Raw genomic sequence first — 17,728 nt, forward strand, 5'->3', positions numbered from 1 at the left:
CGTCGAGTCGACTCGTCAACAGAGGGTGGAACGGCTGAAGTTGGGCGTCAATCCCTCGCGCACGGGAAAATATCGGGGCACAGTGAGAAGTTCACAGATCCGGCTGCGACGGCGTGGGAGGTTCCGGATGGTGGACGAGGGTGCGGGCTGGCTGGGCATCGACCTGGGCACGCAGAGTGTCCGCGTGCTGCTCGTCACCGCCGACGGCCAGGTCCTCGGCAGCGGCTCGGCACCCCTGACCGGGCGGCGGGACGGGGTGCGGCACGAGCAGGATCCGCTGCGCTGGTGGGCGGCGCTGTGCACGGCGTCCAGGGCGGCGCTCGCCGCGGCACCGGGCGTGCCGGTCGGCGGACTCGCGGTGTGCGGCACCTCCGGCACGGTGCTGCTGACGGACGGCTCGGGCCGCCCGGTGAGCCCCGCCCTGATGTACGACGACGGCCGCGCGGCGGCCGAGGCCGCGCGGGTGCGGGAGGCGGGCATCGCGGTCCAGGACACCTGGGCGCTGCCGAAGGCGCTGTGGCTGGTCGGGGAGTACTGCCCTGGCCTCCGGCTCTGCCACCAGCCCGACCTGATCGTCACCCGCCTCACCGGCGCCCCGTGCCCCGCCGACTCCAGCCACGCCCTCAAGACGGGCTACGACCTGGAGCACGGCACCTGGCCGGAGACCGCCCTCGTCCAACTGGGCGTTCCCGAAGGCCTGCTGCCCGATGTCGTACGCCCGGGGACCCGCCTGGGCGAGGTCTGCCCGGCCGCCGCCGACGCCACCGGCATCCCCGCCGGCACCCCGGTGCTCGCCGGGATGACGGACGGCTGCGCGGCCCAGATCGCCTCGGGCGCCCTGCGGCCCGGCTCCTGGAACTCGGTGCTCGGCACCACGCTCGTGCTGAAGGGAGCGGCCCGCGACCCGGTCCGGGACCCCACCGGCGTGGTCTACAACCACCGTGCCCCCGACGGCACCTGGCTGCCCGGCGGAGCCTCCAGCGTCGGCGCCGGGGCGCTCGCGGCGCACTTCCCGGACGCCGACCCCGCCGCGATGGACGAGCGGGCCCGGGCGTTCGAGCCGTCGAGCGCGGTCGCCTACCCCCTCGTCTCACCGGGGGAGCGGTTCCCGTTCCGGGCCCCGGAGGCCACACCCCTCATCCTCGGCGACCCCGCCGACGACGCCGACCGGTGGGCCGCGCTGCTCCAGGGCGTCGGCTTCGCGGAACGCCTGTGCCTGGACTACCTCCACCACCTCGGCGCGCCCCTCGACGGCCCGCTCACCTTCACGGGCGGCGGGGCGCGCAGCCCCTACTGGAACCAGCTGCGCGCCGACATCCTCGGCCGCCCGGCCCGCGTCCCCGAACAGACCGAACCCGCCCTGGGCATGGCCGCGCTGGCCGCCCACGGAGTGTCGGGCGCCGAGGACCTGGCGGGCGCCGCCGAGCGCATGGTCCGCCTGCGGACCGTCCTCCAACCCCGCCCCGGCCGCACGGCGGCCTTCGCCGAGCCGTACGCCCTCCTCCTCGACGCCCTGCGGGACCGCGGCTGGCTGCCCGCCCCCGTCGCGGAACACGGCCGGACCCGGCTGCACCTGGACACCGGGGGATCATGACCAGGACCCTGGTACGGCCCCGCACCGACCGCCCGACCGCACGCGAACGGACCGGCCCATGACCACCACCCTCCTGCTGGCCCGCCACGGGCAGACCGTCTGGCACGCCGAGAACCGCTACGCCGGCGTCAGCGACATCGCCCTCACCGACACCGGCCGCGCCCAGGCCGAGGCACTCGGACGATGGGCCGCCGCCCATCCCGTCGACGCGATCTGGACGTCCCCGCTGTCCCGGGCCGCCGCCACCGCCGAGCCCGCCTGCCGCGCCCTGGGCCTCACCCCGCAGCGCGAACCGGGCCTGCGCGAATGCGACTTCGGCGTGGTCGAGGGCCGCACACTCGCCGAGTTCGAGACCGAGGACCCGGAGTGGGCCGCGGCCTTTCGTGCCGACCCGGTGGCCAACGCCTTCCCCGGCGCCGAGGACCCCACGGCCGCAGCGGCCCGGGGCGTCCGCGCCCTGCGGGACATCGCCGCCGCCCACCCCGGCGGACGTGTCCTGGTCGTCGCCCACAACACCCTGCTGCGCCTCGTGCTGTGCACCCTGCTGTCGATCCCGGCCCGGGAGTACCGCAGAGTGCTCCCACGGTTGCGGAACGCGGCGATCAGCGAACTGCGCATGAATTCCGACGGTTCAGCCGCACTTCTCTCACTCAATGTGCCCTGCGAGGCGGACGGGACGTAGCACCATGGGCGCCATGACGGACATCGACACCTCGGTGCCGCACTCGGCCCGGATCTGGAACTACTGGCTGGGCGGCAAGGACAACTACCCGGTGGACGAGGCGGCAGGCGACGCCTACACCGCCGTCTTCCCCGGCATCGTCACCATCGCCCGCAGCAGCCGCGCCTTCCTCGGCCGCAGCATCCGCCACCTGGTCCGGGAGGCGGGCGTACGGCAGTTCCTCGACGTCGGCACCGGCCTGCCCACCGTCGACAACACCCACGAAGTGGCCCAGCGCCTGGCCCCCGAGTCGCGGATCGTCTACGTCGACAACGACCCGCTGGTCCTCGCGCACGCCCGCGCCCTGCTCACCTCCACCCCCGAGGGCGCGACGGCGTACGAGCCCATCAGCCTCCACGAGCCCGAGAAGATCCTCGCGGCCGCCGGCGGGACACTCGACCTCAGCCGCCCCACCGCCCTGATCCTCAGCGGCATCCTGGGCCACGTGGCCGACTACGAGCAGGCCCGCGACCTGGTCCGCCGCCTGATGGCGGGCCTGCCCTCGGGCAGCTACCTCTCCCTCAACGAGGGCTCCCGTGGCACCGACCCGGCCTACGAGCAGGCGCAGGACGCCTACAACGAGACGGGCGCCGTCCCGTACATCCTGCGGCCGGTGGAGCAGATCGAGGCGTTCTTCGAGGGCCTGGAGCTGGTGGAGCCGGGTGTGGTGTCGGTCCCGCTGTGGCACCCCGAGCCGGGCGGACCGACGGAACCGATCGGCCAGCACGGCGGCCTCGGCCGCAAGCCGTAGCGCACCTGCGGAAGGCCCCCGCGAGTCACTCCCCCAAGCTCTTCGAGCAGGGGGGACCCCCACTCGCGGGGGCCTTCTTCTTTCCGCCTGCCGCCGTGAAGGGTGAGAAGACGATCACGAGGCAGGACGCTTCACGGGGCCGGCCTCAGGGCGCCAGCAGCAGCACGTCCGCGCGGGACTTGGCGGCCTCGTAACGCCGCGCGACGTCCTGCCAGTTGACGACCTGCCACATCGCCTCGATGAAGTCCACCTTCTGGTTGCGGTACTGCAGGTAGAAGGCGTGCTCCCAGGCGTCGAAGACCAGGATCGGGGTGGCGCCCTGCCCCACGTTGCCCTGGTGGTCGTAGACCTGCTCCACGATCAGCCGCCCGCTCAGCGGCTCGTGGGCGAGCACGCCCCAGCCCGAACCCTGCGTGGTGGCGGACGCCTTGGAAAGCTGCGCCTTGAAGTTCGCGAACGACCCGAACGACTCGGCGATCGCGTCCGCCAGCTCGCCCACGCCGTCCTGTGCCAGCGGCTCACCGCCGCCGTCCTTCGGACCGGTCATGTTCTGCCAGTAGATGCTGTGCAGGATGTGCCCGGAGAGGTGGAAGGCCAGGTTCTTCTCCAGCCCGTTGATCGACCCCCACGACTCCTTGTCCCGCGCCTCCGCGAGCTGCTCCAGCGTGTCGTTGGCACCTTTCACATAGGCCGCGTGGTGCTTGTCGTGGTGCAGCTCGATGATCTCGGGGCTGATCACGGGGGCGAGCGCGGAGTAGTCGTACGGGAGCTCGGGCAGCGTGTAGACCGGCATGACAGGACCCCTTCGGACCTCTTATTGCAATTAACTTGCAAGTGCAGGCTAACAGCATCAAGGCGGCTGAGGTGGGAGGGTCGCAAGCGTTGCGTGAATGCGTTCGGCGGCGCCGGGATCGCGGCCTACCATCGGTGTGTACGCGACAGGGGGATGCCGTGGGACCGGAGATGGCCGAGCTCGCCAGAACGGCGGGTACGACGATGGTGACGCTGATGGCCACTCAGGCCTGGGAGTCCACCCGCGAGGGAGTGGTCGCCCTCTGGCGGCGCTTCCAGCCCGACCGGGCCGACACCGTGGGGGGCGAACTCGAGGCAACTCGCGAGGACCTGCTGCTCGCCCGCGAGGCGGGAGACACCGACACCGAGGCCGAACTCACCGCCGAATGGCAGGCGAGGGTGCGCCGGCTCCTGCTCGCCCGGCCCGAGGTGGCCGACGAACTGCGCCGGATCCTCGCCGAGTTGCGTCCCGAGCTGCCCGAAGCGAACTCGGTGGTGGACGTCCGGCTGTGCGCCGAGGTCTCCGGCAGCGGCCGGGTCTACCAGGCCGGACGCGACCAGCACATCACCGAACGATGAGCGAACTCGGCGCCCGGGCCTCGGGCCAGGGCCGGATCTTCCAGACCTCCGGTGACCAGTACATAGAGGAACACCACCATCACTACGACGCCGGTGCCGGCGGACCGCTCTTCGGACGCCACGTCGTGCCCCCGGCGGGGGCCGGGCCGACCGCTCCCGACTCCGTGCGGATGCCGCTGGTCGGCCGACCGCCGGGCATCCTGCGCAACCGCGAAGAACTCCGCGAGGTGCTCGGCGCTGCCGTCGCCGGACCTGGCGGCGCGGTCCACGTCGTGCACGGCATGGGTGGCTGCGGCAAGACCGCGCTGGCGTACTGGCTGTTCAACGAGGCGGTACGCGAACACGGACGCGTCGGCTTCTGGGTCAACGCCTCCGAGCGGATGTCCCTGCGCGCCGGAATGCTGGCGGTCGCCGGTGACCGGGGCGCGACGGCCGGCGAACTCGCCGCGGCCGCCGCGGGCCAGCGCGCCGCGGCCGACCTGGTCTGGGACTACCTCGACCACTCGACCGAACCCTGGCTGCTGGTCCTCGACAACGCCGACGACCCGACGGTCCTGGAGGGCGGGGCGTGGCTGCGCACGAGTGGGCGGGGCACCGTCCTGGTCACCACCCGGCACGCCACGTCACCGTTGTGGCGCGGCCCGGGAGTGACCGGGTACGCCCTCGGCCTCCTGCCACTGGACGACGCCGCTCAGCTGCTGTGCGATCTGGCCCCCGACGCGGGGGACCTCGACTCGGCACGCAAGGTGGCCCACCGCCTGGGCCGCCTGCCGCTCGCCCTCACCCTGGCCGGTTCCCATCTCGCCCATCAGCTGCTGGAGTCGTGGACCATGGAGGAGTACGACAACAGGCTCGCCGAGGAGTCGACGGCCATCGTCGACCGGGGGGCGTCGGGGCACGGCAGCGGTCAGTCACGCCAACTGGTCGGCCGCACATGGCAGTTGTCCCTTGACGCGTTGGCGGAGCAGGGGCTGCCCGAAGCGGCCACGCTACTGCGGCTGCTGTCGCTGCTGGCGGCGGATCCGGTGCCGTTGAGTGTGCCGGCGGCTCTGCGGGACACCGCGGCAGAGGGGCTCGAACCGGCCGTGCGCGCCGGGCAGTTGGAGCCCGCGCTCCGAGGACTCCTCGATCACTCGCTGGCCGAGCTGGTGGAGACCGACGGAGTGCGGTGTGTGCGGGCGCACGGGGTCCTGCTCGACAGTGTCGCCGCGGGTATGACGCCGGCGCAGCGCTCCGCTCACGCGGCGGTGGCGGCCACCCTGCTGGAGGCCGCACTGCCCGGGCAGGGAGTCAATCCGCTGGACCGGCGGCGCCGGCTCGCCCTGCTCACACCGCACGCCTCGGCGCTTCTCGCCGCGGCACCCGGCGAACGGACCGCCGCACTGGCCGCGGGTGTGTTGCGGCGACTGTTCGACTCCGCCGAGTTCGCGGGCACGCTGGAGTCCGCTCCCGCGGTCGTCGAGCGGATCGAGGCACTTCTGGGCGTGGAGCATCCGGCGGCCCTGGAGGCCAGGGACGCGGAGGCCGGCGCGCTGTGGCGCAACGGGCGCTATGCCGAGTCCGAGGCCCTGTGCCGCCTGGTCCTCGGACGGCGCGAACGCGTCCTGGGCCCCGATCACCCGGACACGCTCCGCAGCTGCCACCGCCTGCACTCCCCCCTTCTGCTCCTGGGCAGGGAGGAGGAGGCCGAGCCCTTCCTCCGCAGGGCCCTCGACGGGCAGCGGCGAGTGCTGGGGGAGGACTCCCCGGAAACGCTGGCGACCTGGGCGGACTTGCTGGAGCTGCTGGCCCGCATGGGCAGGGGGCAGGAGCTCGAGACGGAGGCCGAAGCCCTCCTCGGCGTCTGCGAGCGCGCCCTGCCGCCCGACGACCTCACGACGCTGACCGCTCGGCACAACTACGCCTTCGGCCTGTACCACTTGGGCCGGTACGAGGAAGCGGCGCCGCTCGCCCGGCGCGTACTGGCCGACCGGATCACCGTCCAAGGCGCCGACCACCCCCAGGCGCTGTCCGCCCTGACCCTCCAAGCCCTGATCGCCAAGGGGTCGGGGCGGATCGCCGAAGCCGTCGCGATCCTCAAGGACGTCATCGAGCGAAGCGAACGGGTGCTCGGAGCCGAGCACCCGTTCGTCATCGAGGACCGTGTCTGGCTCGCCGACTGGCAGGCCGAAGCCGGTGACTGATCAGCCCCGGGGCGCCCGCACCCGCTGCCACCCGTACCCCACCAGGGCCAGGAACACGGTCATCCCACCGGTCGAGTACAACTGCACCCGGGTGTCCGGCTCCCGGGCCATCAGGACGAAGACGGCGGCCATGCCGGCCAGCGCGACCCACGTCAGCCACGGGAACAGCCACATCCGCACGACCAGCTTCTCCGGCGCCTCACGCTCCAGCCGACGCCGCAGCCGCAGCTGCGAGACGGCGATGAAGATCCAGACGACCAGGATCACCGCGCCGATCATGTTCAGCAGCCAGGCGAAGACGTCGTTCGGCCGCCAGTAGCTCAGCAGCACGCACAGGAACCCGAACACCGAGGACGCCAGGACGGCGATCCGCGGCACCCCGCCCGAGATCCGGCCCAGCCCCTTCGGGCCCTGGCCGCGCTCCACCAGCGAGTAGGCGATCCGGGAGGCGCCGTAGATGTTGGCGTTCATCGCGGACAGCAGCGCCACCAGCACGACCACGTTCATCAGCTGGCCGGCACCCGGGATGCCGAGCTCGTCCAGGGCGGCGACGTACGGACCCTTCTCGACGACCTCCTTGGAGTCCCACGGCACCAGCGTGACGATGACCGCCATCGAGCCGACGTAGAACAGCGCGATGCGCCACATCGCCGTACGGACCGCGCTCGCCACGCCCTTGACCGGGTTCTCCGACTCGGCCGCCGCGATGGTGACCGTCTCCAGGCCGCCGTAGGCGAAGACCGACGCGAGCAGGCCGATGACCAGGCCCTCGCCGCCGTTGGGGAGGAAGTCGGTGAGGTGCGAGGCGCCGGGGGAATCCGTGCCCGGCAGGATCCCGAGGATCGCCAGGACGCCGAGCACCAGGAACAGGGTGATCGCGCCGACCTTCAGGGCCGCGAACCAGAACTCGAACTCGCCGAAGTTCTTCACGGCCGCGAGGTTCGTGCCGCAGAACACGACCATGAACAACGCCACCCACAGCCACTCCGGGGTGCCCGGCAGCCAGTCGCTGACGATCTCCGCGGCGCCGATGCCCTCCAGGCCGACGGCCGTGCAGAGCAGGACCCAGAAGGCCCAGCCGGCGGTGAAGCCGGCCCAGGGGCCGATCGCCCGCTCGGCGTGCGCCGAGAACGAACCCGACGACGGATACGCGGCGGACATCTCGCCGAGCATCCGCATCACCAGCATCACGAGGAGACCGGAGAGGGCGTAGGCGACCACGATCGACGGGCCGGCGGCGGCGATGCCGGCACCGGAGCCGACGAACAGACCGGCACCGATCACGCCGCCGAGGGCGATCATCGACAGATGGCGCTGCTTCAGGCCATGGGAGAGGGAGACGCCGTCCGTGCCGGTCGGCGTCTCCGTGGTGGTGCTGCTGGGCATGGGCGCGGCTCGTCCAAATGCGTGAGGGTGTGCGAGGGCAAAAACGCCGCCAGTGTGGGATGCCTCCCTGCCGCGGCGGCGAGGCATCCCAGCATCCGGACGCTCGCGTCGCTCTGTGTGGCTACGCGGCGACCGGTGTGTAGTGCGAGGCGTCGCCCTCGATGACGTAGCTCTCCTTGCCCTCGATCCCGACGGGGATGTCCCCGGCGACCGTGACCCGGTGCAGGCGGCGCGGCCGGCCGTCGTAGTTGTCGACGGCGTAGTGCTGGGTGATGCGGTTGTCGAACAGCACGAGCTGGTTCGGCGACCAGCGGTGGCGCAGGACGTTCTCCGGCCGGGTGACGTACGCCTGGAGCAGGTCGAGGACCTTGCGGGACTCGCCCGCCGACAGGCCCACGATCCGCTGGGCGAAGCCGCCGATGAACAGCCCGCGTTCTTCGGTCAGCGGGTGGACGCGGACCACCGGGTGGACCGTGCGGTACTTGATCGACGTGAACTGGGCGCGCCGGGCGGCCTGTTCCTCGTCGACGGCCTCCTCCGGAACGGCGTAGTCGTAGTCATTGGTGTGCTCGGCCCACAGCGTGTCGGCGAGATTCCGCAGCGAGTCGGGCAGGTTCCGGTAGGCGGCGGCCGAGCTGGCGATCAGCGTCTCGCCGCCGTAGGGCGGGACCGTGATGCTGCGCAGGCTGGTGGCCTGCGGCGGGTTGAGGACGAAGGTGACGTCGGTGTGCCAGTGGTTGGCGGCCCGGCCGCCCTCGCTGTCGACGGGCAGCACGTTCGGGGCGCCGTCGACGGCGGACACCGTGGGGTGGGCGGTCGTGATGTCGCCGAAGTGGCGGACGAAGGCCTGCTGACCCGCGTCGTCCAGGCCCGCCGCGTCGAAGACGAGGGCCTTGTGGGCGTTGAGCGCCTCCCGCAGGGCGGCGTAGGTCTCCTCGTCGAGGGGCCGGGTGATGTCGACGCCCTCGACGCGGGCGCCGATGTTCGCGGTGATCTTGTGGATCTCGATGGTCATGGCGGGGTTCCTTCCGGATCAGACGAGCGCGGGGGCGATGACGTGCTGGTTGGCGGGGCGGGGGAGGCCGTACCGCTCCCGCAGGGTGCGGCGGGGACCGCCGTACTCGGTGCGGAGCAGGCCGCGGGCGCGCAGGACCGGGACGACGTGGTCGACGAAGGCCTCCAGGCCGGAGGGCAGCACCGCGGGCATGATGTTGAAGCCGTCGGCGGCGCCCGACTCGAACCAGAGCTGGATCGTGTCGGCGACCTGCTCGGGCGTCCCGGCGAAGGTGAGGTGCCCGCGCCCGCCGCCGAGCCGCCCGATGAGCTGCCGCACGGTGAGCCGCTCGCGCCGGGCCAGCTCGACGACGAGCGTGTAGCGGCTCTTGGCGCCCTCGATGGCGCTCTCCGGCGGCAGGTCGGAGGGGAGCGGGCCGTCCAGGTCCAGGCTGCCGGGGGCGAGCTGCAGGAGCCGCTCCAGGCGGTCCACGCCGTGCGTGTGCACGATGTGTTCCTCCAGGACCCGCTCGTTCGCGAGCGCCTCGGCCTCGGTCGAGCCGATCACCGGGACGATGCCGGGCAGTACCTTGATGTGGTCGGCGTCGCGGCCGGCGGCGACCGTCCGGGACTTGAGGTCGGCGTAGAAGGCCCGCGCGTCCTCGACGGTCTGCTGGGCCGTGAACACCGCCTCCGCGTACCGGGCGGCGAACCGCTTGCCGTCCTCCGAGGAGCCCGCCTGCACCAGCAGGGGGTAACCCTGTGGTGTACGGGGCACGTTGAGCGCCCCTTCGACGCTGAAGAAACGCCCCCGGTGCCGCGGCGGGTGGATCTTCGCGTCGTCGCCCCACACGCCCGCCGCCTTGTCGGCGACGATCGTGTCGTCCTCCCAGCTGTCCCACAGCTTCAGCGCCACGTCGAGGAACTCGGCGGCCCGCGCGTACCGTTCGGCGTGCGCCGGCTCCGCGTCCAGACCGAAGTTGCGGGCGGCCTCGGCACCGGCGGTGGTGACGATGTTCCAGCCCGCCCGGCCACCGCTGATGTGGTCCAGCGTGGCGAACTTGCGGGCCAGGTTGTACGGCGAGTTGTACGAGGTGGAGGCCGTGGCGATCAGGCCGATGTGCTCGGTGGCCGTCGCCAGCGCGGTCAGCAGCGTGATCGGTTCCAGCGCCCCGGCGGGCCGCTGCGCCACACTGCTCCACAGCTGCGGGCCGTCGGCGAGGAACAGCGAGTCGAAGGTGCCGCGCTCGGCGATCCGCGCGAGCCGCACGTAGTGCGCCAGGTCCACGTGCGCGTAGGGGTCGCTCTCCGGCAGCCGCCAGGATGCCTCGTGGTGGCCGGTGTTCATCAGGAACGCGTTGAGATGCAGCTGTCCGCGGGTCATCGATGGTCCTCCGTGACACCGAGCGCGGCCAGCAGCCGCTCCCGGTACTCGCCGAGCAGGGGGTCGCGGTACGACCGCGGGTGCGCGCGGTCGATGGTGAGGTCGAGGCCGATCCGGCCCTGGTCGAGGACGAGCACCCGGTCGGCGAGCACGATCGCCTCGTCCACGTCGTGGGTGACCAGCAGCACCGAGGGCCGGTGGCGCTCCCACAGCTCCCGCAGCAGGCCGTGCATCCGGATCCGGGTGAGCGCGTCCAGCGCCCCGAACGGCTCGTCGGCGAGCAGCAGTTCCGGCTCCTGTACGAGGGACCGGGCCAGGGCGGCGCGCTGGGCCTCCCCGCCGGACAGCTGGCCCGGCCAGGCCCGCTCACGGCCCTTCAGCCCCACCTCCTCGAGCGCCTCACGGCCCTTGCGTCCGGCGTCCTTGCCCTCCGCGCCGAGGAGCACGTTGTCGAGCACCCGCCGCCAGGGCAGCAGCCGGGAGTCCTGGAAGACCACCGACACCCGCTCGGGCGCGGAGAGCTGCCCGCTGCCGCTCACGCCGTGGTCGAGTCCGGCGATGGCCCGCAGCAGCGTGCTCTTGCCGGAGCCGCTGTGCCCGAGCAGGGCCGTGAGCTGCCCGGCGGGCAGGTCGAGGTCGATGCCGTCGAGGACCGTGCGCCCCTCGAACGACCGGGTCAGGCCTCGCAGCTGGACGGCGGGGCGGGTCAGCTGCTCAGTGTGCGGCGCCATGACAGCACCCTCCGTTCGATCAGACGGACCGTGCTGTCGGAGATCAGGCCGAAGATGCCGTAGACGACCAGGCCGACGAGGATGACGTCCGTCTGGCCGTAGTTCTGCGCCTGGAACATCATGTAGCCGAGCCCGCTGGTGGCGTTGATCTGCTCCAGCACCACCAGGCCCAGCCAGGACCCGGTCACGCCGAGCCGCAGCCCGACGAAGAAGCCGGGCAGGGCACCGGGGACGACGACCTGCCGGATGAACCGGAACTTCGACAGTCCCTGCACCTCGGCCAGTTCGACGAAACGGCTGTCGATGCCGGACAGCGCGGCGTGCGTGTTGAGGTAGACCGGGATGTAGACGACGATCGCGATGATGGCGATCTTGAAGGTCTCGCCGATGCCCAGCCAGAGGATGAACAGCGGGATCAGACCCAGGGTGGGGATGGCCCGGTTGAGGTTGACCGTCCCGTCGATCAGCGCCTCGCCGGTCCGGGTGAGCCCGGACGCCAGCGCCAGCAGGATGCCCACGGTCAGGCCGATCGCGAAGCCGCCGGCCGCACGCTGCAACGAGGTCAGGATGTCGTCCGGCAGCGTGCCCTCGGTCCACAGGCGGGTGCCCGTCTCCAGCACCGTCCAGGGGGCCGGGATCGCGCCCGTGTCGAGCAGTCCGGCGGCGGAGGCGACGACCCACAGCGCGAGGACGACGGCGGGCCCGATGAGCCGGGTGGCGGGCAGCCGCCGGCCGGGGGCCAGCCGCCGGCGCCTGCGCACCTGAGGTGCCTCCTCCACCGGTGCGAGGGGTGCGGCGGGGGTCGTGTTCGCGGTGGTGGTCGTGGTCGTGGTCACGGCGGTCACCTCCGGTACTCCGCTGGTACGGCCTTCGCCGCGAGGGACTCGAATCGGTGGTCGAAGAGCTCGGACACGTCGAACTTCTTCACGAAGCCGCCCTCCGCGAGCAGATCGGCGGTCTCCTGCTCCCACTCGATCGCCTCGTCCCAGCGCGGCGGGAACAGCGGCTTGTTGGCCAGCGCGGTGACCGCCTTCGCCTGGGCGAGGGTCAGGTTCTGCGTCCCGACGTAGAACCGCTCGTTCCACTCGTCGGGGTGCTCGTACGTCCACACCTGGCTCTTCGCCCAGTACGGGATGTACGCGGCGACGGCGGCGGCCTTCGCCTCGTCGTTCAGCACCGAGACCGGCGCCCACAGCAGGTTGAGCAGGTCCACCACGTCCGTCCTGATGGTGCGGGCGGACTGGTACTTCGTCAGGTAGGCGGGTGCCTGGGTGTTGGCGAGCGGCGCGATGTCCACCTGCCCGGACTGCAGGGCGGTGAGGAACTGGTTGCTGGTCAGCGGCACCAGCTCCACGTCGTCGTAGGCCAGCCCGGCCTTCTTCAGGGCCCGGAGCAGGACGACGCCCTGGGCCTGGCCCTGGGAGAAGGCCAGCCGCCTGCCCTTGAAGTCGGCGACCGCGCGGATGTCGCTGCCGGGCTTGGTGGCGAAGAGGTAGTTGGGCTTGCGGGTGATGTTGATCGCGACGATCTTCGCGTCGAAGCCCTGGTAGTACGCCTGGATCGGCGGGATGCCCGCGTTGTTGGCGACCTCCAGCGACTTGGCGCGGAAGGCGTTGATGACATCGGGGCCCGCGCCGATGTTCAGCCAGTTGGACACCTTGAACGGCAGGTCGCGGAAGCCGGCCAGCTTGAACTGGAGTTCCTGCGCGCCCTGGTACGAGGCGATCTTCAGGCTCGTACCGGCGGGCACCTTGGTGGCCAGGGGGGCGTCGGAGGCCGTCTCGCCGGCCGCGGCGCTGCTGTCCGCGCAGCCGCTCAGCCCGGCTGCCGCGGCCGTCACGCCGAGCAGTGAGGTCAGGAACAGACGCCGGTCGAAACCGGAAACGGGGGGCGAGGGCATGGGAGGACTCCCTGGGTATGGAAGAGGGCACAGCACACGGAATTCCGGCCCGGAGAAAGCCGGGCAGGGAATTCACGCGAATTTCACAAAGGAAGGAGAAAGCGCTCCGTGACCGGGGCGCCGGGGGCGCGTCAACGGGTCAGCAACAGAGGGTGCGACAGCTCGTGAGCGGGCTCATGAACAGGATGTTCCTGGCCGGCTGCCCGACCTGTCAACATTCCGAGTTTCTGAATTAAATCGCCTCAGGTGACGCGGCCAGTGGATCCCGATAGACAACGTCCAGTGCCACCGAACCCGCCGCTACGGCCAGTACGGAATCCGGGAAACTGATCGGTGAGACGGTCTCCGCGCGGCCCGGCCCGACCTCTTCCCGCAGCGCGGCCAGACAGTCCGCGCGGTGCCTGATTCCGACCTCCGTCACGACCACCTGCTCGGGGTTGAGCACGTCGAGCAGCAGCCCCACCGCACGCCCCACCCGGCGCGACCGCTCCCGCAGCAGCCGTACCGCGACCGGGTCACCGGCCGCGGCGGCACCGACCACGTGCATCGGGTTCGTCCCGTCGGTGATCCCCGCCTCGCGGGCCCGCCGGCACAGGGTCAGCTCGCTCAACTCGGCCTGGAGGCAGCCGACGCGGCCGCAGTCGCAGGGTTCCGTGCCGCCCGGCACCGGCAGATGGGCGATGGCCCCGGCCTGGGAGCGCGGCCCGTGGTGCACCACGTCGTTGGTGCTGAACGCCGCGTCGACCACGTTGCCCGCGAACAGGTGCAGCAGGCTGCGACTGCCCCGTGCCTGCCCGAACAGCCGCTCCGCGTTGACCAACGACCGTGCGTGTCCGTCCACATGGACCGGCAGACCGGTGCGCGCGCCGAGCACCTCCCGCACCGGCACCTCGCGCCAGCCCAGCAGCGGATGCTCCACGACGGTGCCCGAGTCCCGGTCCACCCAGCCGCCCGCCGCGAATCCGACGCCAAGCGGCCGGCTGCCGGGAGCGGCGGCGAGCAGCGCGGCCAGCCCGTCGGCGGCCCGGGCCAGCACCAGTGCGGGGTCGGTGCGTTCGTGCTCCGTCTCGCGCCGGGCCACCACGCGCCCCCGCAGATCCAGCAGCGCGACCGTGGTGTGCGGCACCGCCACGTGCACCCCGCCCACCACGAACCGGGAGTCGTCCAAATCCACCGGCAGGTGCGGCCGCCCCACACCTTTGGAGCGCCGCGGCACGGCCGACTCACGGATGAGGCCCAACTCCGCGAACCGGGCGCAGTAGTCGGTCACCGACGCCGGGGACAGGCCGGTCAGCCGGGCGATGGTGCTGCGCGCGACCGGCCCGTGCTCCAGGACGGACCGCAGGACGACGCTCGCGCTGGTACGGCGCCGGTCGCTGTCGGCGACACGGGGGATGGGGGAGGTCAGAAGGGGAGCCGCGGTACGAGGCATGGGAATCTTTCTGGGGCCGGTCCGACACTGCGCCGTCTCGATCGGCGAGCCGGATCCGCTCCGCCCCGCCTCACACCGGGCGGCGACAGGTGGCCGTGCCCTGGCGTCGCAGGTCGACGTAGCGACGCTGCGAGAAGTACCGGGCCTGGGCAACCATGTCGTCGACGCTAGCAAAGCGGCCCGCGGCCGGACAGACGGCGACCGACGGGCGAGACGGGAGCCCCGGCGCTTTGGCGGAAACCTACAGACGCCCTTCGACCCGGTTCCGGTGTCGCGCACCACCTCATCACCGTGACCGGCATCACCTCGTACTCGGTGTAACCCGCACCCTTTGTGTGAAGCCGACCAAGCGCCGGTTCGCGCCTTTGTCGACCAGTGACGGTGATCGGGGTGAGCACGCTGGGATAGCGTCACGATGTCCCGCCCACCCTCACCCTCGCGGAGTCCCCATGAGCACCGCCGCCGCCACACCCGTACGCACCGGACAGGTCCTCGCCGACCTGCTCCCTGCCTCCCGTGTCAGGGACGCGGCCCTCGTGCTCGGCGGCGCCGCGCTCACCGGCCTCGCCGCCCAGATCTCGGTGCCCGTCCCGGGCTCCCCGGTGCCGGTGACCGGCCAGACCTTCGCCGCGCTGCTCGTCGGCACCTCCCTCGGTGCCGGCCGCGGATTCCTCGCACTCGCGCTGTACGCCGTGGCGGGCATCGCCGGTGTGCCGTGGTTCGCGAGCGGCACCTCCGGTGTCGCCCCCTCCTTCGGCTACATCCTCGGCATGATCCTCGCCTCGGCCGCCGTGGGCGCCCTGGCCCGCCGCGGCGCCGACCGCTCGATGCTGCGCATGGCGGGCGCCATGCTGGTGGGCGAGGCGATCATCTACGCCGTCGGTGTGCCCTACCTGGCCCTCGCCACCGGCATGTCCGCCACCGCCGCGATCGCGGCCGGCCTCACGCCGTTCCTCGTCGGTGACGCGCTGAAGGCGGCGCTGGCGATGGGTGCGCTGCCGACGGCCTGGAAGTTCGCCAACAAGAGCTGAGCTCGCAGACGTTGCCGAGAGGCCCGCCGAGGTGTGGTTTCCCCCGGCGGGCCTCTCGCGTGTGCGCAGGGCGTCGAGGGGCCGGTTCAGCCCTCCCGCTGCCCCGTCCGCCGCCGCTGCGACCACCACATTCCGGCCACGCCCACCGCGAGCAGCGACGCTCCGGCCGTGCCCAGCGGCAGCAGATCACGTGCCGGCCCGGTCTTCGGCAGCTCCTTGCCGCCCGGTCCCGCCGGCTTGTTGTCCGTACCGAGCAGCAGGGGCGTGGCCGGGGCGTCCGGCGACGGGTTGGTGGTGCCGAACGGTACCGGGCCCTGCTGCCAGAACGTCTTCTTCCCGTCGCTCGTCTGGACCGGCAGGCAGATCTTTCCGGTCTTTCCCAGGTCGTATGTCGCGTCCACGGCGTACGACTTCGACTTGCCGGCGGCGAGATTGTCGATCGGGCAGGAGAAACCGCTGTTCGAGCCCTCCGGAAGACTCTTCTCGGGTATCACGGAACAGCCCTCGACGTTCTTGACGACAAGTCCGTCGAATCCGACGACCAGCAGCCTGATCTTCCCGCTGTCCTTGCTTCCCTCGTTCTTCACCGTGGCGGTAATCGCCGTCTTTTCGGAACCGTTGTCGACCGAGATCTTCTCGGGCAGCAGCGTGGTGAGCTTCACCCCCGCCGGTGCGTCGTCAACGACCTTTCCCCCCTTGCTGCTCGCAGGCCCTTCGTCCTTCGCGCCGGCGGTGCCGGAAAGGATCAGCACCGCTGAGAATGATGCCGCGACCAGTGGTCCCGCGACCATGGCCGTACGACGTGAACTCATGTTCGTCCCCCTTGCGTCCCCCTGGGCTGCGCCTGAATTCGCAGCACTGAAAGAGGTACCACAAGATTTCCCCGCACTATCCTGGTACGACGCGAAGTGTGACCGTTGTGTTTCACTGGGAGTCGGTCGCGGCGTCGTGGAGGGGGTGCAGCGGATTGTCGGGGAATGCGAACAGCGGCGGTGTTCCAGGGATATTGGTGACGGGGCGCTATCGGCTGGTCGAAAGTATCGGCCAGGGGGGAATGGGGCGGGTGTGGCGAGCCGCCGACGAAATACTCGACCGGCAGGTCGCCGTCAAGGAAATGCGAATCGACGACCTGGACGCGGAGGACAGCGGGACACGCCGCGAGCGCACCCTGCGCGAAGCGAGGGCCACCGCCCGGATCGACCACCCCAACGTCGTGCGGGTCTACGACGTGGTCGACGAAGGCGAACGCCTGTGGATCGTCATGGAGTTGGTCGCGGGCCGCTCCCTCGAAAGGATCCTCGCGCAGGAGGGCCCGCTGAGCACCTGCGAGACGGCCCGGATCGGGCTCGGCCTGGTCGCGGCGCTCCGGCAGGTCCACGCGGGGGGCGTGCTGCACCGGGACATCAAACCCGGGAACGTGCTGGTGGAAACCGCGGGCGGGGCGGCCGGATCCGGACCTGGGGGAGGCGTGGTTTCCGGCCATGGGCCAGGGCTTCGCCGACCGGAACGACGAGTCGTCCTCACGGACTTCGGCATCGCCGCGATCCAGGACGCCAAGGCGCTCACCATGGTCGGGATGCTGGTCGGCTCGCCCGACTACATGGCCCCCGAGCGCATCTCCGGCCACCCGCAGGGCCCGCCCTCCGACATCTGGTCCCTCGGCGCGACGCTCTGCGCCGCGCTGGGCGGCCGTTCCCCCTTCGCCCGCGCCACCACGCTGGCGACCCTGCACGCGGTGCTGTACGAGGAGCCCGAACTCCCCGCCGCGTCGGGCCCGCTGCGCGACATGCTGACGTCCCTCCTGGCGAAGGACCCGTCGGCCCGCCCGGGTCTGGAGGATCTGGAGGCCGCCCTGGAGCCGGTGGCGTTTCCACCGCCGACGGCCACGGTCCCCGTGGGGTGGAGCGAGGCGGGGCGCCCGGAACCGGAGTCCGTGCGGGAGCCGGATCCGGAACCGCCGCCGGAGCCCGTCGTAGTACCGCATCCCCCGCGGCCACCTCTTCCGCAGGACCCCCGCCGACCGGCCACCGTCCGGGAGACGGCACCACACCGGAACGCGAACCACCCGCCGCCCACACCAGCCCCACCCCCACCAGCCGCGCCCGCACCAGCCCCACCCACGGAAACTGCCGCGAACACCCAGCCTGGCGCGCCCCGTTCGGCAGACCCTTCCGAACCCGCGGCCGGCCACCGCCCCCGACCCGTCTCCCTCGCCAGGGCTCAGGCGGCCACCGAGTGCAGCCCCCAGCCC

The 17,728-nt window shown here is 71.8% G+C and carries 16 protein-coding genes; 7 read left to right on the forward strand and 9 right to left on the reverse strand.

The window, feature by feature from the left end; translation table 11 throughout:
• Nucleotides 1–127: 127 nt before the first annotated feature.
• From IE97_RS0113040 to IE97_RS0113050, 3 genes are read left to right on the forward strand one after another with little or no spacing between them, the layout of a single operon-like run.
• A complete protein-coding gene (locus tag IE97_RS0113040) occupies nucleotides 128–1,594 on the forward strand; it encodes an FGGY-family carbohydrate kinase (RefSeq protein ID WP_030237231.1) in 1,467 nt (488 codons plus the stop codon).
• A gap of 58 nt (nucleotides 1,595–1,652) precedes the next feature.
• On the forward strand, nucleotides 1,653–2,276 hold the full coding sequence (locus IE97_RS0113045) for a histidine phosphatase family protein (protein ID WP_030237235.1): 624 nt from the start codon (nucleotides 1,653–1,655) through the stop codon (nucleotides 2,274–2,276).
• Between the two features lie 13 nt (nucleotides 2,277–2,289).
• Nucleotides 2,290–3,066, forward strand: coding sequence for an SAM-dependent methyltransferase (locus IE97_RS0113050; RefSeq protein WP_030237238.1), 777 nt, complete (start codon nucleotides 2,290–2,292; stop codon nucleotides 3,064–3,066).
• Nucleotides 3,067–3,211: 145 nt separating this feature from the next.
• Here IE97_RS0113050 and IE97_RS0113055 read toward each other — a convergent pair whose 3' ends face one another.
• Entirely contained in the window at nucleotides 3,212–3,859 is a 648-nt protein-coding gene (locus IE97_RS0113055) for a superoxide dismutase (protein ID WP_030237242.1), read from the reverse strand.
• Nucleotides 3,860–4,017: 158 nt separating this feature from the next.
• Between IE97_RS0113055 and IE97_RS42900 the strand changes: the two genes are divergently transcribed.
• Together IE97_RS42900 and IE97_RS0113065 are read left to right on the forward strand one after the other, a co-directional pair.
• The gene (locus IE97_RS42900; RefSeq protein ID WP_030237246.1) at nucleotides 4,018–4,437 is read left to right on the forward strand and encodes a hypothetical protein; all 420 of its coding nucleotides are present in this window, start codon (nucleotides 4,018–4,020) and stop codon (nucleotides 4,435–4,437) included.
• Nucleotides 4,434–6,620 (forward strand): tetratricopeptide repeat protein, encoded by a 2,187-nt coding sequence (locus IE97_RS0113065; protein WP_037835065.1) that lies wholly within the window; start codon nucleotides 4,434–4,436, stop codon nucleotides 6,618–6,620. The genes IE97_RS42900 and IE97_RS0113065 overlap by 4 nt, the downstream gene beginning before the upstream one ends.
• On the opposite strand, the gene IE97_RS0113070 is transcribed toward IE97_RS0113065, so the two are convergent.
• The 7 genes from IE97_RS0113070 to IE97_RS0113100 all read right to left on the reverse strand — a co-directional run bounded on the left by IE97_RS0113070 (nucleotide 6,621) and on the right by IE97_RS0113100 (nucleotide 14,446).
• A complete protein-coding gene (locus tag IE97_RS0113070) occupies nucleotides 6,621–8,006 on the reverse strand; it encodes an amino acid permease (protein ID WP_030237253.1) in 1,386 nt (461 codons plus the stop codon).
• A 121-nt stretch (nucleotides 8,007–8,127) separates the two neighbouring features.
• Complete coding sequence (locus IE97_RS0113075) at nucleotides 8,128–9,021, reverse strand: TauD/TfdA dioxygenase family protein (RefSeq protein ID WP_030237258.1); 894 nt, start codon at nucleotides 9,019–9,021, stop codon at nucleotides 8,128–8,130.
• Nucleotides 9,022–9,039: 18 nt separating this feature from the next.
• Nucleotides 9,040–10,383 (reverse strand): LLM class flavin-dependent oxidoreductase, encoded by a 1,344-nt coding sequence (locus IE97_RS0113080; protein ID WP_030237262.1) that lies wholly within the window; start codon nucleotides 10,381–10,383, stop codon nucleotides 9,040–9,042.
• Entirely contained in the window at nucleotides 10,380–11,114 is a 735-nt protein-coding gene (locus IE97_RS0113085; protein WP_030237265.1) for an ABC transporter ATP-binding protein, read from the reverse strand. The genes IE97_RS0113080 and IE97_RS0113085 overlap by 4 nt, the downstream gene beginning before the upstream one ends.
• The gene (locus tag IE97_RS0113090) at nucleotides 11,090–11,959 is read right to left on the reverse strand and encodes an ABC transporter permease (RefSeq protein ID WP_030237269.1); all 870 of its coding nucleotides are present in this window, start codon (nucleotides 11,957–11,959) and stop codon (nucleotides 11,090–11,092) included. Before IE97_RS0113090 ends, IE97_RS0113085 begins: the two co-directional genes overlap by 25 nt.
• Nucleotides 11,956–13,014 carry an ABC transporter substrate-binding protein gene (locus tag IE97_RS0113095; protein ID WP_030237273.1) on the reverse strand — a complete coding sequence of 353 codons (1,059 nt, stop codon included), beginning with the start codon at nucleotides 13,012–13,014 and terminating at the stop codon, nucleotides 11,956–11,958. Before IE97_RS0113095 ends, IE97_RS0113090 begins: the two co-directional genes overlap by 4 nt.
• Nucleotides 13,015–13,246: 232 nt before the next feature.
• Complete coding sequence (locus tag IE97_RS0113100; RefSeq protein WP_030237278.1) at nucleotides 13,247–14,446, reverse strand: ROK family protein; 1,200 nt, start codon at nucleotides 14,444–14,446, stop codon at nucleotides 13,247–13,249.
• 449 nt (nucleotides 14,447–14,895) lie between these two features.
• Here IE97_RS0113100 and IE97_RS0113105 point away from each other — a divergent pair, with 449 nt between their 5' ends.
• On the forward strand, nucleotides 14,896–15,477 hold the full coding sequence (locus IE97_RS0113105) for a biotin transporter BioY (protein WP_030237282.1): 582 nt from the start codon (nucleotides 14,896–14,898) through the stop codon (nucleotides 15,475–15,477).
• Nucleotides 15,478–15,563: 86 nt separating this feature from the next.
• Here IE97_RS0113105 and IE97_RS0113110 read toward each other — a convergent pair whose 3' ends face one another.
• Nucleotides 15,564–16,289 (reverse strand): hypothetical protein, encoded by a 726-nt coding sequence (locus IE97_RS0113110; RefSeq protein ID WP_030237285.1) that lies wholly within the window; start codon nucleotides 16,287–16,289, stop codon nucleotides 15,564–15,566.
• Nucleotides 16,290–16,531: 242 nt separating this feature from the next.
• On the opposite strand from IE97_RS0113110, the gene IE97_RS0113115 reads away from it, so the two are divergent.
• Nucleotides 16,532–17,728, forward strand: a 1,197-nt coding sequence (locus tag IE97_RS0113115; RefSeq protein WP_037844281.1) for a serine/threonine-protein kinase, incomplete at its 3' end; no start/stop codon positions are given.

It is taken from the genome of Streptomyces sp. NRRL S-455, assembly GCF_000717875.1.
Lineage (GTDB): Bacteria > Actinomycetota > Actinomycetes > Streptomycetales > Streptomycetaceae > Streptomyces.

Bases quoted from the DNA above. Each gene is read 5' to 3' on its own strand.
- IE97_RS0113110 (WP_030237285.1), bottom strand. From the start codon at position 16,289: ATGAGTTCACGTCGTACGGCCATGGTCGCGGGACCACTGGTCGCGGCA.
- IE97_RS0113055 (WP_030237242.1), bottom strand. From the start codon at position 3,859: ATGCCGGTCTACACGCTGCCCGAGCTCCCGTACGACTACTCCGCGCTC.
- IE97_RS0113100 (WP_030237278.1), bottom strand. From the start codon at position 14,446: ATGCCTCGTACCGCGGCTCCCCTTCTGACCTCCCCCATCCCCCGTGTC.
- IE97_RS0113075 (WP_030237258.1), bottom strand. From the start codon at position 9,021: ATGACCATCGAGATCCACAAGATCACCGCGAACATCGGCGCCCGCGTC.
- IE97_RS0113045 (WP_030237235.1), top strand. From the start codon at position 1,653: ATGACCACCACCCTCCTGCTGGCCCGCCACGGGCAGACCGTCTGGCAC.
- IE97_RS0113065 (WP_037835065.1), top strand. From the start codon at position 4,434: ATGAGCGAACTCGGCGCCCGGGCCTCGGGCCAGGGCCGGATCTTCCAG.
- IE97_RS0113080 (WP_030237262.1), bottom strand. From the start codon at position 10,383: ATGACCCGCGGACAGCTGCATCTCAACGCGTTCCTGATGAACACCGGC.
- IE97_RS0113105 (WP_030237282.1), top strand. From the start codon at position 14,896: ATGAGCACCGCCGCCGCCACACCCGTACGCACCGGACAGGTCCTCGCC.
- IE97_RS0113095 (WP_030237273.1), bottom strand. From the start codon at position 13,014: ATGCCCTCGCCCCCCGTTTCCGGTTTCGACCGGCGTCTGTTCCTGACC.
- IE97_RS0113040 (WP_030237231.1), top strand. From the start codon at position 128: ATGGTGGACGAGGGTGCGGGCTGGCTGGGCATCGACCTGGGCACGCAG.
- IE97_RS0113070 (WP_030237253.1), bottom strand. From the start codon at position 8,006: ATGCCCAGCAGCACCACCACGGAGACGCCGACCGGCACGGACGGCGTC.
- IE97_RS0113085 (WP_030237265.1), bottom strand. From the start codon at position 11,114: ATGGCGCCGCACACTGAGCAGCTGACCCGCCCCGCCGTCCAGCTGCGA.
- IE97_RS0113050 (WP_030237238.1), top strand. From the start codon at position 2,290: ATGACGGACATCGACACCTCGGTGCCGCACTCGGCCCGGATCTGGAAC.